Raw genomic sequence first — 14,793 nt, forward strand, 5'->3', positions numbered from 1 at the left:
CGGCATGAGCCGCCTCTACTCCGCCCCGGAATCCGATGCAAAGCATCAGATAGAGCGCCATGGTTTTCACCACGCCCTCGGGAATGGCCAGATCTGACTTCGCAAATCCGGCCAGAATGCCCAGCACGAAGAACAGCACGGCGGGCTGCAGCAGGTTGCCGGTGGCCAGCGTCAGAACGTCCATGTCGACTTCCCCCGGAGCAGTGGGTGGCGTCTCTACGAAGCCGACCATGATCCGGGAAATTGCGAATTACGCTATCGATGATTTGCAATGTAAATGATTGCATCGATCAACGCGACCGCTCGGCGCGCGGTGGTGAGTGACTTCGTAACACAAGGCTTGTATAGGCTGTGCTGTCATGACGCGGTCCGCACTCCATCATCGGCCCTCCCATCATCCGACCCTCGCGGGATCGGGCCGGAGCGCCGTGGCCTAAGCGAACCTCCGATCCGAGCCCCGCCGTTGCGGACGGGGCTTACCGACTTAAACGCCCCGTCCGTCGCCCTCCTTTTCCGAGAGAGACGACCTATGGACGACCTTCCCGCCTTGAGCCTTTCCCCCCAAGCCGCTAAGCGCGCGGCCATGACCGAAGAAGCGCCCCGCCCTGAAGCCCGCAGCCCTCGCGGGTTCAATGATCGTCGCGGACGCGATGTGGCCGCCGAGCGCGCAATCCTGGCGGCTGTAAGCGGGGTCTATGAACTGTGGGGCTTTGAAGCTCTGGAGACCGGCGCCTTTGAGTATGCCGATGCCCTCGGGAAATTCCTGCCCGACGCCGACAGACCCAATGAGGGGGTCTTCGCGCTGCAAGACGACGACGAGCAGTGGATGGCGCTGCGCTACGACCTGACCGCGCCGCTGGCCCGCTTCGCCGCCCAGACCTGGGAGACGCTGCCCAAGCCGTTCCGCCGCTACGCCTTCGGGCCGGTCTGGCGCAACGAGAAGCCGGGGCCGGGACGGTTCCGGGAATTCTGGCAGTGCGACGCCGACACCGTCGGTTCGGCCCGCCCGGAAGCCGACGCTGAAATCATCGCCATGGCCGTGGCTGGCCTGGAGGCAGCCGGGCTACCGACCGGGACCGCGGTCATCAAGATCAACAATCGCAAGCTACTGAACGGCTTGATGACGGCAGCGGGCGTCGAGACCGATGGCCAGAAGCTGGCCGTGCTTCGCGCTGTCGACAAGCTGGACCGGCTTGGTCCCGATGGTGTCCGGCTGTTGCTGGGCGAGGGCCGGAAGGATGAGTCCGGTGATTTCACCAAAGGCGCTGGCCTGAATGCGGCCGCGGCCGAGCGGGTGCTGGCCTTCACAGCGGCGGGCGTCGGTGGACGGTCCGAGACGCTGGGGAAGCTGGCCGACGTGGTCGGCGGCTCCGCGGAGGGCGACGAGGGCCTGGCCGAACTGGCCGCCATCGATGCGGCGTTGGGCAGCCTGGGCGTGGGCCCCGATCGCGCCCTGTTTGACCCGTCGGTTGTGCGGGGGCTGGAATACTACACCGGCGCGGTGTTCGAGGCCGAACTCCTGCTCTCGACGCTGGATGACAAGGGCCAGCCGATGCGGTTCGGCTCCATTGGCGGCGGCGGGCGCTACGATGACCTGGTGGCGAGGTTCACCGGCGAGCGAACGCCGGCCACCGGCTTCTCCTTCGGCGTGTCCCGACTGGCCTCGGCCTTGAAGGCGGCGGGCCAGGATCTCGCCGTCGCCCAACGTGGCCCGGTGGTGGTGATCGCCTTCGACCAGAGCCGGATGGCGGACTACTTCGCAGTGGCCCAGGAGATCCGCGCGGCCGGTATCGCCGCCGAGGTCTATCTCGGAACCTCCGGAATGCGGCCCCAGATGAAGTATGCGGATCGCCGGCTCTCGCCCGCGGCGATCATCGTCGGCGACGATGAACTCGCCGCCGGGACCGTGACGGTCAAGGATCTCGACCTCGGCCGGGCGCTGGCCTCGGGCATGACCGACAATGCCGCCTGGCGGGAACAGCGTCCCGGCCAGCAGACCGTGCCCCGTGCAGAGCTTGTCGCGGTTCTGCGGCGTATCCTGGAGCCACGTTGATGCGCGTCGAACCTTCCGTGCCCGGCGACGTGCTCAGCCGGGTTCTTGCGCCGTTCGAGGCCGCTGGCGGCCAGCGCATTGATGCCCCGTTGCTCCAGCCGCTGAACCTGTTGCTTGATCTCGCCGGGGAGGCGATGCGCGCCCGCCTGTTCGTGGTTCAGTCCGAGGGCGGCCCAGAATCCTGTCTGCGGCCTGACTTCACGGTGGCCATCGCCCGTCAACACCTGGAACGTGGATTGGTCGACGGGCGCTATGTCTATCAGGGACCGGCCTATCGCGCCTCAACCGGCTCGGATCGACCCGAAGAGTTCGTCCAGACTGGCCTGGAAGTCTTCTCGGCGGATCAGCCCACCGCCGAAGCGGATGCCGAGGTCGCCAGTCTGGCCTGGGCCGCGGCGAGCGCCGGGCGGCGTCAGGACCTGTCTCTCTGGCTCGGTGACGTGGCCCTGTTCTCGGCATTCATTGACTCGCTCGAGTTATCGGACGCCCTCGCGCGTCGCCTGAAGCGGATTGCGGGGCGCCCGCGCCTGCTGGCGGCGGAGCTTGCGCGGGCAGGCCAGACTTCGGTCAATGCGGGGGGGCGTCTGGCCGGCCTCCTGTCGGGACTGTCGGAACCCGAGGCCGCCGCCCTGCTTGAGGAAGTGTGGGCCCTCGCAGGCGTGGAGCCGGTAGGCGGCCGTGGGCCTGCCGAGATCGCCAGTCGCCTGGTTCGCAAGTCCGAGGCCGCGAGCGCACTGGCGCTGACCGAGGTCCAGGCCGAATCCATCCGCGCGTTCATGGCCATTAACGACACGTCAACGGCCGCCTTTGCACAGGTCAGGACACTGGCCGGCTCAAGAACTCCAGCGCTGGACGCCGCGCTGGCGCTATGGGGCGAACGACTGGCGTTGCTCGAGACAGTCATTCCGCCCGGGCGCATGCGCTTCACCCCATCCCTTGGGCATGCGTTCGACTACTATGACGGCATTACCATTGAGGTCCGAAGCGCGGCCCTTGGCGCCGACCAGCCGGTCGCGGTTGGCGGCCGCTACGACAGTCTGTTGGCAAGGTTGGGCGGGCGAGGCGACCTTCACGCCGTGGGGTGCATGGTCCGGCCCTGGCGCGCCTGGGCAGGAGGCAAGGCATGAGTGGTCTGGTGCTGGCGATCCCCTCTAAGGGCCGCCTGAAGGAACAGGTGGAAGCCTGGCTGGCGGATAGCGGCCTGAAGCTGGACGTTTCGGGGGGCGCGCGCGGCTATCTGGCAAGCCTCAGGGGTGTGCCGGACGTTCAGGTGCGCCTGCTGTCGGCCGCCGATATCGCCGAGGCGCTTGACAGCGGCGACGTCCATCTCGGGATCACCGGCGAGGACCTGCTGCGCGAACGAGGGGATGACATCGACGCGCGGGTTCTGTTGCTGAGGGCGCTCGGGATTGGCCGGGCAGATCTGGTGGTTGCTGCGCCAAAGAGCTGGCTGGACGTCGATACCATGAGCGATCTGGACGAGGTCGCGCACGACTATCTCGCGCGCAATGGCCGCCGCATGCGGGTAGCGACCAAGTACCTCATCCAGACGCGGGCGTTCTTCGCGCGGCACGGAATCGCAGACTACCGGATCACCGAGTCCAACGGCGCCACGGAGGGCGCTCCGGCTGCAGGCTCGGCGGAACTTGTCGTGGACATCACCACGACGGGCGCCACCCTCGTCGCCAATGGCCTGAAGGTTCTGGCGGATGGCGTGATCCTCAGGAGTCAGGCCCAGCTGGTCGCCTCGCTGAGCGCGACATGGGATGACACAGCGCTTTCGGCCTGCGAGCGGCTGCTCCGCGTCGTCGAGGCCCGGGCCACGGCCCTGCGCAGCGCCACCCTCACCTGGCCCGCGCGCGGCGACGAGGCCGAACGTCAGGTCGTGGAGACGCTTGTCGCCGCCGGTGCAACGCACCGACCGCACGGGCTGCTTGTCGAGGTCTCCCGGATTCCGGATTCGTCGCTGGCGCTGACAGCGGCAGGGCTTGGGCCCGTGACAGCCGCCAAACCAGACTTCGTTTTTGATGTTGCGTGCTCTTCATACGACGATCTGAAGTCGCGGATTTTTGACTTCTGAGTCAAAAAATGGCGTAAATTTAACCGCAGATCGCGAAATTATGACCGATCCTTGCCCGGGCGAGGCCCTGATGGCGTTGACTCGGGTAGAAAATTGCCGTTTTGTAATCCAGCGAGAAACATGAGGACGCAAGTTCCGAAGTTTCCGGCGTTTCGGGGAGGAAACGCCCGCTCGTTAAAGAGCGACTGCTCAAGGCGGCCCGCAGCGTCTATCCCCCGCTGCGGGCCGATTCTTTTTCAGACCAAAGCCATATCCCGCTCAAACATTTCTGACGTTGCGGTCAAAAAATCTTTTGGATCGCCCGCGTCGGCTCAGTGGCCAGCATGCGGGGTGGTCGGCGCGGAAACGCCCACGAGAAATGTGGTCTGGATCCTGGCGCCGCTGGCAAAGACCAGGGTCGCCGGTAGGCGATCTCCCACCTTCTGAGCCCGGGTAAGCCCCAGGAACATCAGGTGATACCCTCCCGGCGCGAACGCCACACGGCCGCGCGGCGAAACGGGCACAGATGCCACCATCCGCATACTGGCCACGCCCCCGCTCACACTGGACTGGTGGATCTGCACTTGCCGGGCGGCTGGTGAATCGACCGCCACAAGAGCGTCCGCTTTCACGCCGGTATTGACCAGGGTCATGAACCCCACGCCTGTCGCGCCCTGGGCCGCGGGGCGGCTCCAGGCCGCCTCGACGCCCGGCGTCGCATGGGCTGCAGACGCGACGGAAAGCGCCGCCGCCATCACCGGAAGAAAAGCCTTCATGTCTTCACCTTTCGCGCGACGGCGCGTGCTCGTGCCTCGACCGGGCCCATCATGCCGGCCATAGCCTTTGCAATCGCCGGGTCGGTCTTCGCGGGCGTACCGCCCTTGAACGGCGGCTCCGGCGAGTACTCGGCCTGCAGCATCAGGGCCTGGGCATAGGGGCGTCCCCTCAGTTTCTCGACCATCGCCAGACCGAAGTCGAGGCCTGCAGACACGCCGGCACCGGTAATGACGTTACCGTCCGTGACCACCCGGGCGTCAACCGGTGTCGCGCCAAACTCGGGCAGGACACTGCGACCGGCCCAGTGCGAGGTCGCCTTGCGACCCTTCAACAGTCCGGCCATGCCCAGCAGCAACGAGCCTGTGCAGACGCTGGTGACGTATGTGGCCCGGCTCCCCCGGTCGCGCAGGTAGTCGATGGTCGCCGGATCATCCATGGCGGCGACCGTTCCGGCCCCGCCGCCCGGCACAAACAGTATGGTGGGGGTCTCGAAGGCGTCGTTCAGACGGGCGGTCGGCGCGATCGCCAGCCCCAGGTCGCTTTTCACCGGCTCCAGGGTCGGCTGGTTGGTGACCAGTTCCACCTTCGCGCCCATCATGCTGGCGAAGAAGTAGTGCGGACCGACCAGATCCATGGCGGTGAAGCCCGGATAGAGCAGCATGCTGACGGTTTCACCGGCATGCATCCGCATGCCCGGCACGGCCATCAGGGCGCCGTGCGCCTCGGCGGCGCGCATCATCGCCTCCTCGACGCTCGGCGGCGCCACAGCCGCCATGGCGCGCTCAAGCGACAGGAAAGGCGCCAGCGCCGACAGTCCGGCCAGGCCCTGCATCAGGCTTCTACGATCATAGGTCATGAGTGATCTCCTTGGGATTCAGGTTGCGGCCGGGCGCATGGCCCGGATGAAGCGTTGGAAAGCAAGATCGAAAAGCAGCACGGCGACCAGAGATGCGCCGACCAGCGGAAAGATCAGGCCCAGTGGGACAACGACGATGGCCAGGCCCAGGTAGGCGCGGCGGTTGGCGGGACGCGAAGGGGCCCCCAGGCGTCCTTCTGGCCGTCGCTTCCACCACATCGTGATCGCCGAGACCCCCAGCAGCCAGATTGAAACGCAGCCTGCCAGCATCAGGTATCGATTGACCCAGCCGTACTGCTGGCCCTGGTGAACGGAAATCCCCCACTCGATAGCCTTGGCAGCAGGGCCATACTCGCGCCAGCCGAGGTCTCCGATCACCTTGCCGGTAGCGGCATCGATATAGAGCGTACGACTGTCCTCTACCTGGTCAGGCGCATACGACGCAGTCCAGGCCTTGCCTGCTGATTGGGGAATTGACACCACATAGGGGCGACCTAGACCAGCAGCCTCAACACTGGCAACCACGGAGTCGACGGAGGTGACGCCCGCCATCTGGCCTGTGTGCATCCCGGTGTGTTGCAGCGCCCAGGGCATGGCGTCAGACCGCGCCGCGACCGGGCTGTGAGTGGTGTGCTGACCCCCAACCTCGCCACCTGGCGCGGCGGGCCGTCCCAGCCCGGCCTCGGTCGTGATGGCGCGCACCTGTTTTCCCCAGACCGCCGACCAGGGCATGCCGGTCGCCGCCAGGAAGACAATCACGGCCGACGCGAAGAGGCCGGTCACTGCATGCAGGTCGCGCCAGAACACCCGCCGCGCGGGGCCTGCGCGCACCGTCACAACGCCGCCTGCCTGGCCGCGCGGCCACCAAAGGAATACACCCGTGAAGACCATGACAATCGCCCAGCCCGCGACCACCTCGACCAGCAGATTGGCTTGCGGCCCAGCGATCTCAAGGCTGTGCAGCCGCTTGACGGTGCTCATTACGCCGCCATCCGGGGTCGCCCCAAGGAATCGGGCGTCATGGGGATCCACATAGGCCGTCTGTTTCAGGCCACCGGCATCCACCACCAGGCGGACCGAGCGCCCCGGTTCGGAGGGCATCGTGAACTGGATGACCTTGCCGCCCAGCCCGCGTTCCGCTGCCGATACCCATTGGGAGGGTGATGTCGCTGTCGGTCGGATGTCGACCACCTGAAGCGATCTATAGACGACCCCTTCGATCTCCCCCCTGAACAGATAGGTCGCCCCGGTCAGGGCCATCAGCATCAGGATCGGCAGTATCAACAGCCCCGCATAGAAGTGCCAGCGCCAGAAGGCTCGATAGACTTGTCCGGCAGCGTGGGCATCAGCCGGGCCCTGTGTGTCGTGGGTGGTCATCATCACCTCCCCCTTCAGAACGCCACGGCCAGGCCGCCAAACACCGACCGCCCATCACCCGGCCAATAGGCGGCGCTGGCGGCTGTCGCCCGGATCTGGGCCTGGATGTTGGAGATGTAGTCCTTGTCCGCCAGGTTCCGGATGTCGATGAACAACGAGATCCGGTCATTGACCGCGTAGCCGGCGTTCAGATTGAGGACGGCATAGGCGGGCGCCTGGGTGAGGTTGCTGTAGTCCACCTGGATCTTTGAGGCCGACCATTCCAGCGAGGGCGCCACGAACCAGCCCGCCGGATGGTCATAGCGCAGCTCGGCCCGGTAGAAGTGCCTGGGCACGATCGGCAGACGGTTGTCGCCATACTGGGCGTCGCCATCGAACCTGAAATCCGAGAGCGTATAGGTCTGCCGCAGACGCAGACCCTTTCCAATCGTCCAGTCCAGCGCCGCCTCGATGCCCTGGTGCACGGTCTTGTCGGCGTTGAAGGTCGAAGCCGGGATGTTCGGCCCCACGGTGAACTGCAGCAGTTCCTTGTTCAGCCAGGCCCGATAGACTGTGACATCGAGCAGAAGGGGACCGCGCCGACCCCGGAAGCCGGCTTCTGCGGTCCAGGCCTCCTGCGCCTGCACGGGCGCGAAACCGGCATTGGTGGGCGATAGAGAGCCCAGGTTTGGCGGTTCCACGGACCGGGTCACATTGGCGAAAGCCTGTGTGCCGTCTTCCGCTTCCCAGAGCAGGCCCAGACGCGGCGCGACCCAGTCATAGTCTTTCGCCGCTTTCAGGTTGAAGGTCGTCGCGACCCCGGGAATGGCGAAACTCTGGTAGTCGCGTTTCGCCTGGCCCCAGGAGCCACCGGCCACAAGCGCGAGATGCGGCGTCACAAACAGTCGGCCCTCGGCGAAGACGTCGGTCGCATCGGCGTTCTGCAGGGTGCGCGAGGTCGGTGCGCCGCGCGCGCCCTTCACATTGACATAGAAGTTGGAGTCCAGGTCGCCCGTGCGGACCCAGAGCCCGGCATAGGCGTCGGCGCGCAGTCCCCCGATCTCGCCTTCCCAGTTCAGCCTTGCGAAGGCGGCGTAGTTGCGGCTCTGCTGGTCGATCACCTGGAAGATCGGATGGTCCAGGTCCTTCCATACGGCATAGCCGCCGGCCTCAAGGACGGTGTTGTCGTTCAGCCGCCAGGTGGTGCGCAGCGAGGTCCTGACACCCCGCTGATGGCGGCCATTGTCATTGGCGTAGTTTCCCGGCGCTGGCTGTCGCGGATTGGCGTTGAATTGCGCCAGGGTCAGCGATCCCGGAATCTCCTGGTTGATGTTCCAGCCGTTGATGATGAGCCGGACCTCCCGGTCATCCCCGAAGCTCCGGCCGACGTTCAGAGCGCCGAACTGCAGGTTCTGCTGGCTCTGGGGGCGGTAACCCTGGCCGGTCTGGTTGGTGGCGGCGGCAAAGACGTCCCAGTCGCCGGACTGGCGGGCCAAAGCGACATGTTCGCGCAGAAGGCCATAGCTGCCGCCATCAATACGCACCCGGTTCTCGAAACCTGCGTTTCGGCCGGTGGGGGTGACAACGTTGATGGCGCCCCCCAACAGGGCGCCGCCGAAACGGAGCGCATTGCCGCCACGATAGACCTCGGTGAAGCGGGCGATCAGCGGGTCGATGGACTGGCTGTCGCCGAAGCCGTCGGCCTCGTTGAGGGGCAGGCCGTCCTGGGCGATCAGCAGCCCCCGATTGTGGTTGGCGTTGCCGATGCCCGATCCCCGGATCGAGATGCGGATATCGCCTCCCCATTTGCGCTGGGCGTAGACCCCGGGCGCGTCGCGCAGCATGTCGTCGAGTGCGATGGCGAAGCGCTTCTCGTAGGATTCCGCCGAGATCACCGACACGGCGCCAGGGGTTTCGGAAAGGCGTTTGCGCGCGTCGCCTACGACCGGGGGGTCTTCGGGATTGCGGGCGCCGGTGACGATCACCGTATCGACGGTTGTCGGTGTTTCGGCGGCAGACAGGGTCGCCGGCGCAAGCGCGGGTAGAGCTGCGGCTGCGAGCAGCAGCGCGCGAAGAGGCGTATTCATGAAAAGGTCTCTCAACACACAGAAGGACAGGCGCGCAGGAGTGCGCGCCGGCGATGTCGATCAGGCGTGAGAGAGTGGTGGGCCTTGTCCGGGTGGACGGGGCGGCGCGCGGGCCTGGGGTCGGAAACCGCGCGGCGTGTCCGCAACGGGTGCTTCAACCAGCGCATAGACAACGCGGCGCAGGCTGATGACCGGCGGCGGCGTTGTGGTGATCGCGGGGCAAAGGCCGTGTTGGCAACTATGATCTGTCGAGGACGGATCGGGGACCGGACCGCCTGGAGCGGATTGCACGCCGTCCAGGGTGCAGAGCGTCATCTCGCTCGGCGACATTGGCGCGGCCGAAGCCAGGGTGGGGATCAGAGCCTGGACCAGCAGGGCGAATGCCGTGAGCAGGGCGACAATGGCCCTGCGTTCGGCGCGCGCTTGCAACGGTTGAGGGGTTGGCAGGTTCACAACACCAGCATCTATCGAAATCGCTGAATTCCGCAAGGCGCGGGCCTGTGCGATGGTGGGCCCCTGGGTGGGTTGGAGACGCCATGGCCGGAGAGATCGAGACAGGCGCCTACAAGGACGTTGTGCTGTTCCTGGCGACGGCTGGCGTGGTCGTACCCCTGTTTCAGCGCTGGAAGATCAGCCCGATCCTGGGGTTCCTGGGCGCAGGCGTCGTTCTGGGGCCTTATGGCCTTGGCAGTCTTGCCCACGAGATCCAGTGGCTTGGCCTGCTGACCATCGAGAAGCCCCAGGAGCTCTCCCAGCTCGCGGAGCTCGGCGTGGTCTTTCTGCTGTTCGCGATTGGTCTTGAACTGTCATGGGAGCGGCTGCGGAGCCTGCGTCGTTATGTATTCGGGCTGGGGGCCCTGCAGGTCGGGCTCTGCCTTTCCGCCAGCGCCATGCTGGCGCTGGCCGTCGGTCAACCGCCAATGGCCGCCCTCGCCATCGGCGCTGCGCTGGCGTTATCGTCGACGGCCATTGTCATACCCATCCTGGCCGAACAGAAGCGACTCCATGCCATGGCGGGGCGGGCCACGTTCTCCATCCTGCTGTTCCAGGACCTCGCCGTCGCGCCGATCCTGATCACACTCACGCTGATGGGTCAGCGGTCCGATCAGCCGTTCTCGCCGGCCCTGCTGCTTCCGTTGCTTCCGGCCATTGTCGGGCTGGCGGTGCTGTTCATTTTCGGACGGGTGCTGCTTCGGCCGATGCTGCGTTCGGTGGCCAAGGTGCGCAGTGAGGAACTGTTCATCGCCGCGTGCCTGCTTGTCGTGATCGGGGCCGGCCTGATCAGCGCAGCCGCCGGGGTGTCCATGGCGCTTGGCGCATTTGTTGCGGGTCTGCTGCTGGCGGAAACGGAGTTTCGACACGAGGTTCAAACCCGGGTCGAGCCGTTCAAGGGCCTGCTGCTGGGACTGTTCTTCTTATCGGTCGGGATCAGCCTGAACGTTCCGCTGCTGCTGGAGCGGCCCGCCGTCATTCTCGGATCAGCGGCGGGGCTCGTTTGCCTCAACGTGGCCGTCGTCTTCCTGCTGGCGCGCGCCTTTGGCCTCAAGTCGCGCAGCGCCATCGAGGCAGCGCTGCTGCTGGCCGGAGCGGGGGAGTTCGCCTTCGTTATTCTGGGGCAGGCCATGGCCCAGGGCCTGGTGGAACAGACGGCCGGCCAGACGGTTCTCGTTGCCGCGACGCTGTCGATGTTCGCCATCCCCTTCCTCGCCCAGCTGGGCCTGAAGCTCGGCGGGCGACGTGTGGCGCCGGCCGAACTGCCCCGGGATCCCGACACCGTCTATGCCGACTCGAAGCCTGTGGTCCTGGTGGTGGGCTACGGTCGCGTCGGCCGGCTGGTCGGGGAGATGCTGGAGCGCCACGATCTGCCCTGGGTCGCCGCCGACCAGAACCCGAAGTTGGCGGAACAGGGCCGTCGCGCCGGCAAGGCGATCTACTTCGGTGACGCTGCCCGTCCCGAGTTCCTGCTGCGTTGCGGCCTGGCGGATGCGCTCGCCCTGGTGATCACCATGGATGACCCTGAGGGGGCGGAGGCGATTGTGTCGGTCGCGCGCGAACTTCGCCCGGACCTGACTGTCGTTGCGCGTGCGCGGGACGCCCGTCACGCCCAGCGCCTCTATGAGCTTGGCGCCACCGACGCGGTTCCCGAGACAGTTGAAGCCAGTCTGCAACTGTCAGAAGCGGTTCTGGTCGGCATCGGCGTGCCCATGGGCCTTGTCATCGCCTCGATCCATGAGCGGCGCGACGAATTCCGCAAGGCCCTGAACCGACCCGAGTCGCCGGCGGGCCGGGCGCGGCGTTTTCGACAGGATCGCTAGATTTTTAGGGTCAGGGCGACCAGTCATCCTGGGAATCTGCCCGACGACGGGAAAAATCATCGTCGTTTCCGTTCGATGGAACCAAGTCGGTAAATGGTTGGTTGGGAAACAACGCGGAGAGCGTTATCCATGGAGAAAGCTGCCGCGCCAGGTCGCTTCGCGGGGTCCGGTCGCCGGTCATCCGAAATTGCGAAGTGACTGTGGCTTCGACGACATTGTAGAAACTTACCGACCTTGGTATGACAACAGCTGGGTCAATCGGCCGCAGCAAACAAGGGCAAAAAGAGGGCTCTGTATATGAAACTGAAACTCCTGGCCGGGGCCGCAATGGCTGCGGCGTGCGTCGCCTCAGGCGCCGCGGCCCGAGACGGCTGGTACGGCGCCGTTGATCTTGGCTACCATTGGCCCACCGAATTCAAGGTGACGTCCTCGAACAACGCCGCGAACGGTTCGCCGTACGCCTGGGACATCAATCAGCAGGACGACTGGGCCGGCTTCGCCCGGCTGGGCTACCAGCTCGATGACAACTGGCGCATTGAATTGGAAGTCGGCTACCGCGGGGGCGACGTTGACTCGATCCGCGGCGGTTCCAACCAGGCTGTCGTTGGCCTCTGCACTCCTGGCGTCGTCCGCACCGCCGCCGCGCCCGCCTGCCGCGCACCCGATGGCGATGTGACCTCGTGGTCCCTGATGGGCAATGTCATCTATGACATTCTCCCCGGCTCGGCCCTCAGCCCCTTCATCGGCGGCGGCATCGGCGTCAACCACACCAAGGTTGACGTCACCGGCCAGTTCTCGAACATCACCGGCGCCATCTCGGCGGCTAACCCGGCGATCCAGAATCTGCTGATCGACGACAAGGATACGTCGTTTGCCTATCAGGGCATTGCGGGTATCGCCTGGAACGCGACCGATCAGCTCCGCGTGGACCTGACCTACCGCTACCTCGCTGGCTCGGACATGGACTTCACCACCGTCGGCGGCGGTACGCCTGGCCTGCAGCCTGGCGGACTCAGCGGCGAGTATCGCGACGAGTCGTTGACTCTGGGTCTGCGTTACCTGTTCGCGGCAACGCCGCCGCCTCCCCCCCCGCCGCCTCCGCCTCCGCCCCCGCCCCCGCCGCCGCCCCCGCCGCCTCCTCCGCCCCCGCCGCCTCCGGCGCCGGCGTATGAAGCCCGGCAGTTCATCGTCTATTTCCCGTTTGATCAGTTCGTGATCACGCCGGAAGCCCAGGCGGTGATCGACGATGCGGCCAACTACTCCAAGGCCGGAAACGCCACCCGCGTCGTGGTCGTCGGTCACGCCGACACCTCCGGCGGCCTGGCCTACAACGTCCGCCTGTCGGAACGTCGCGCCAAGGCCGTTGCCGACTCGCTGGTCGGCGCCGGTGTGAACCAGACCGCCCTGTCGGTGGACTGGAAGGGCGAGACCATGCCCGCGGTCGCCACCGGCGACGGCGTGAAGGAACCGCTGAACCGCCGCTCGACGATCGACATCAACTTCTGATCTCGATCGACGACAGGTTCGTCGAAATGAAGTTCAGGGCCCGGTGGAAACACCGGGCCCTTTTCTTGCGCCTAAGGTGGCTTTCTTGCGCCTAAGGGGGCAGCTGTTTGGTCGACCCGGCCTCTTCAAGAGCCGCGTAGAGCGGGACCAGTCGTGTAAATCGAGCCGCTGATCGGCTCAATTCTGCTGTCAAAACGGTCTGAATGGGGGAGACTGGCTCCGCCGGATGCACAGAAGGGGCGAACCGTGATCAACCTTTCCTATGCTTTCACTATTCTGCTGGTCACGCTGGGGCCCATAAAGATCATTCCGGTATTCTACCTGCTTACCCATGATGCGGTACCAGCTTACCGGCGCAATCTGGCCGTGAAGGCATTCATGGTGTCCAGCGCGCTTGTCGCGTTCATCTTGCTGGTCGCCAGCGCCACGCGCCAAAGCTGGGGCGTTTCTGTCAATGCCTTGATCATCGGTGGCGGGATCATCCTGTTTGTGACCGCGCTAAAATCGATCATGAACTTTGACATCATTGATGTTCCGCCCGCTGACAAGACGGCCGCGCCGGTTGTTCGCCCCCCTGCGTCGTGGCATGGCAAGCCTGTTGCAACGCCGCTCGTCGTGCCCACGATCGTCACGCCTGGCGCGATCGTCGTCCTGTTGTTTTATCTGGATCGCAGTGCCGGCGATGCCGAATCCCAGGTGGCGTTCCTGCTTATGGTCGCTGGCATTCTGGTCGCCAATCTGTTCGCGATGCTGGCTGCACGGTCTATCATGCGTATTGTCGGCCTGCCCTTGCTGCAGATCATCGGATGGGTGTTTGCGTCGTTGCAGGCGGGTCTTGCTGTTGAGGCAATCCTCGTCGCGCTGAAAGGTCTGGCCATTATTCACTGAACGCGCGCGCCGCAGCTTGAGGTCATGCAATCATTTTCTCAGACGATCATGACTTGCTCTTGAACCGGAGGAGCCTTGCGAGTTCGGTCGGCGGTCCCGGGACGTTCACGACCGTACATCGGCAAACCTTGAGTCCGTGCCTGGCTGCCGCCCGCGACCGATGACCGTCCGACATTGATCGCCACGAAGACCAGTAGAGTTAGACGGCCATCGACCCCATCCCACAATCATGGAGTGGCGGCTTGCCGCCGCAAGGCGCCGCACATCGGTACACGCCCCGGCGCCTCGAGAAGCTGTAGCCGCAGCCATCAGACCCCGGCCAACCGCAACAAGCGGCGACAACTCCGACCAAATGGCCTCGAATTGATCCGAATTTCGTACTCCTGGAGCCTTTACCGGGGGCAGGCCTCATGCCAAATCACACCGACGAGCCATTTCATTTTTGTGAGAGCTGCCGATTATGCATTCGAGTATAAAACGCTTCCTGCCTCGCGACTCAGCTCCGGCCGTTCTGGCAGTTGTGGTAATGAGTGTGGGCGGTAGCGCGGCATGGGCCCAACCCTCGGCAAGACCGCCTGCTGGCGAGCCCTCACCCTCAGCTAGTACCTCTTCGGCGACGTCCGGAGCGAGAGCGTCCCGCCCCCCGATGGCGGGGCAAGCCAGCGACCCGCGTCCCGGTGGTGGCAGTGGCTACAACCCTGGGGTCAGTAGCGGCAGTGGATCCAGGCCAGGCGGTGGCAGTGGCTACAATCCCGGGGGCAGCGGCGGTGGTGGATCCAATGCCGGCGGCGGCAGTGGCTACAATCCGGGCGGCAGCGGCGGTAGTGGATCCAATGCCGGCGGTGGCAGCGGCTACAATCCGGGCGGCAGTGGTCGTCCCCACTACGGCCAGGGCG

General features: G+C 65.5%; 12 protein-coding genes. 7 read left to right on the plus strand and 5 right to left on the minus strand.

Annotated elements, in window-relative coordinates; genetic code table 11:
• Nucleotides 1-184 (minus strand): sodium-dependent bicarbonate transport family permease (locus ACIQ42_RS07100; protein ID WP_397421510.1); only part of this gene is annotated, 184 nt, incomplete at its 3' end.
• A gap of 399 nt (nt 185-583) precedes the next feature.
• Between ACIQ42_RS07100 and hisS the strand changes: the two genes are divergently transcribed.
• From hisS to hisG, 3 genes are read left to right on the plus strand one after another with little or no spacing between them, the layout of a single operon-like run.
• Nucleotides 584-2,053: a histidine--tRNA ligase gene (gene hisS / locus ACIQ42_RS07105; protein WP_397421511.1), complete on the plus strand. Its 1,470-nt coding sequence runs from the start codon at nt 584-586 to the stop codon at nt 2,051-2,053.
• Nucleotides 2,053-3,180: an ATP phosphoribosyltransferase regulatory subunit gene (locus ACIQ42_RS07110; protein WP_397421512.1), complete on the plus strand. Its 1,128-nt coding sequence runs from the start codon at nt 2,053-2,055 to the stop codon at nt 3,178-3,180. Before hisS ends, ACIQ42_RS07110 begins: the two co-directional genes overlap by 1 nt.
• On the plus strand, nt 3,177-4,133 hold the full coding sequence (gene hisG, locus ACIQ42_RS07115; RefSeq protein WP_397421513.1) for an ATP phosphoribosyltransferase: 957 nt from the start codon (nt 3,177-3,179) through the stop codon (nt 4,131-4,133). The genes ACIQ42_RS07110 and hisG overlap by 4 nt, the downstream gene beginning before the upstream one ends.
• 311 nt (nt 4,134-4,444) lie before the next feature.
• Here hisG and ACIQ42_RS07120 read toward each other — a convergent pair whose 3' ends face one another.
• From ACIQ42_RS07120 to ACIQ42_RS07135, 4 genes are read right to left on the minus strand one after another with little or no spacing between them, the layout of a single operon-like run.
• Nucleotides 4,445-4,888, minus strand: a complete 444-nt coding sequence (locus tag ACIQ42_RS07120) for a copper chaperone PCu(A)C (RefSeq protein ID WP_397421514.1) — start codon at nt 4,886-4,888, stop codon at nt 4,445-4,447.
• Complete coding sequence (locus ACIQ42_RS07125; protein ID WP_397421515.1) at nt 4,885-5,745, minus strand: DJ-1/PfpI family protein; 861 nt, start codon at nt 5,743-5,745, stop codon at nt 4,885-4,887. Before ACIQ42_RS07125 ends, ACIQ42_RS07120 begins: the two co-directional genes overlap by 4 nt.
• A gap of 18 nt (nt 5,746-5,763) precedes the next feature.
• Nucleotides 5,764-7,122 carry a PepSY-associated TM helix domain-containing protein gene (locus ACIQ42_RS07130; protein WP_397421516.1) on the minus strand — a complete coding sequence of 453 codons (1,359 nt, stop codon included), beginning with the start codon at nt 7,120-7,122 and terminating at the stop codon, nt 5,764-5,766.
• A 14-nt stretch (nt 7,123-7,136) separates the two neighbouring features.
• Nucleotides 7,137-9,188: a TonB-dependent receptor family protein gene (locus ACIQ42_RS07135; protein ID WP_397421517.1), complete on the minus strand. Its 2,052-nt coding sequence runs from the start codon at nt 9,186-9,188 to the stop codon at nt 7,137-7,139.
• A gap of 536 nt (nt 9,189-9,724) precedes the next feature.
• Between ACIQ42_RS07135 and ACIQ42_RS07140 the strand changes: the two genes are divergently transcribed.
• The 4 genes from ACIQ42_RS07140 to ACIQ42_RS07155 all read left to right on the plus strand — a co-directional run.
• The gene (locus tag ACIQ42_RS07140) at nt 9,725-11,503 is read left to right on the plus strand and encodes a cation:proton antiporter (protein ID WP_397421518.1); all 1,779 of its coding nucleotides are present in this window, start codon (nt 9,725-9,727) and stop codon (nt 11,501-11,503) included.
• 297 nt (nt 11,504-11,800) lie between these two features.
• On the plus strand, nt 11,801-13,009 hold the full coding sequence (locus ACIQ42_RS07145) for an OmpA family protein (protein ID WP_397421519.1): 1,209 nt from the start codon (nt 11,801-11,803) through the stop codon (nt 13,007-13,009).
• 246 nt (nt 13,010-13,255) lie between these two features.
• Nucleotides 13,256-13,897, plus strand: a complete 642-nt coding sequence (locus ACIQ42_RS07150) for a MarC family protein (RefSeq protein ID WP_397421520.1) — start codon at nt 13,256-13,258, stop codon at nt 13,895-13,897.
• A 646-nt stretch (nt 13,898-14,543) separates the two neighbouring features.
• The coding region (locus tag ACIQ42_RS07155) for a hypothetical protein (RefSeq protein WP_397421521.1) at nt 14,544-14,793 on the plus strand (250 nt) is incomplete at its 3' end.

Source organism: Phenylobacterium sp., assembly GCF_044372605.1.
In the GTDB taxonomy this organism is placed as follows: domain Bacteria; phylum Pseudomonadota; class Alphaproteobacteria; order Caulobacterales; family Caulobacteraceae; genus Phenylobacterium.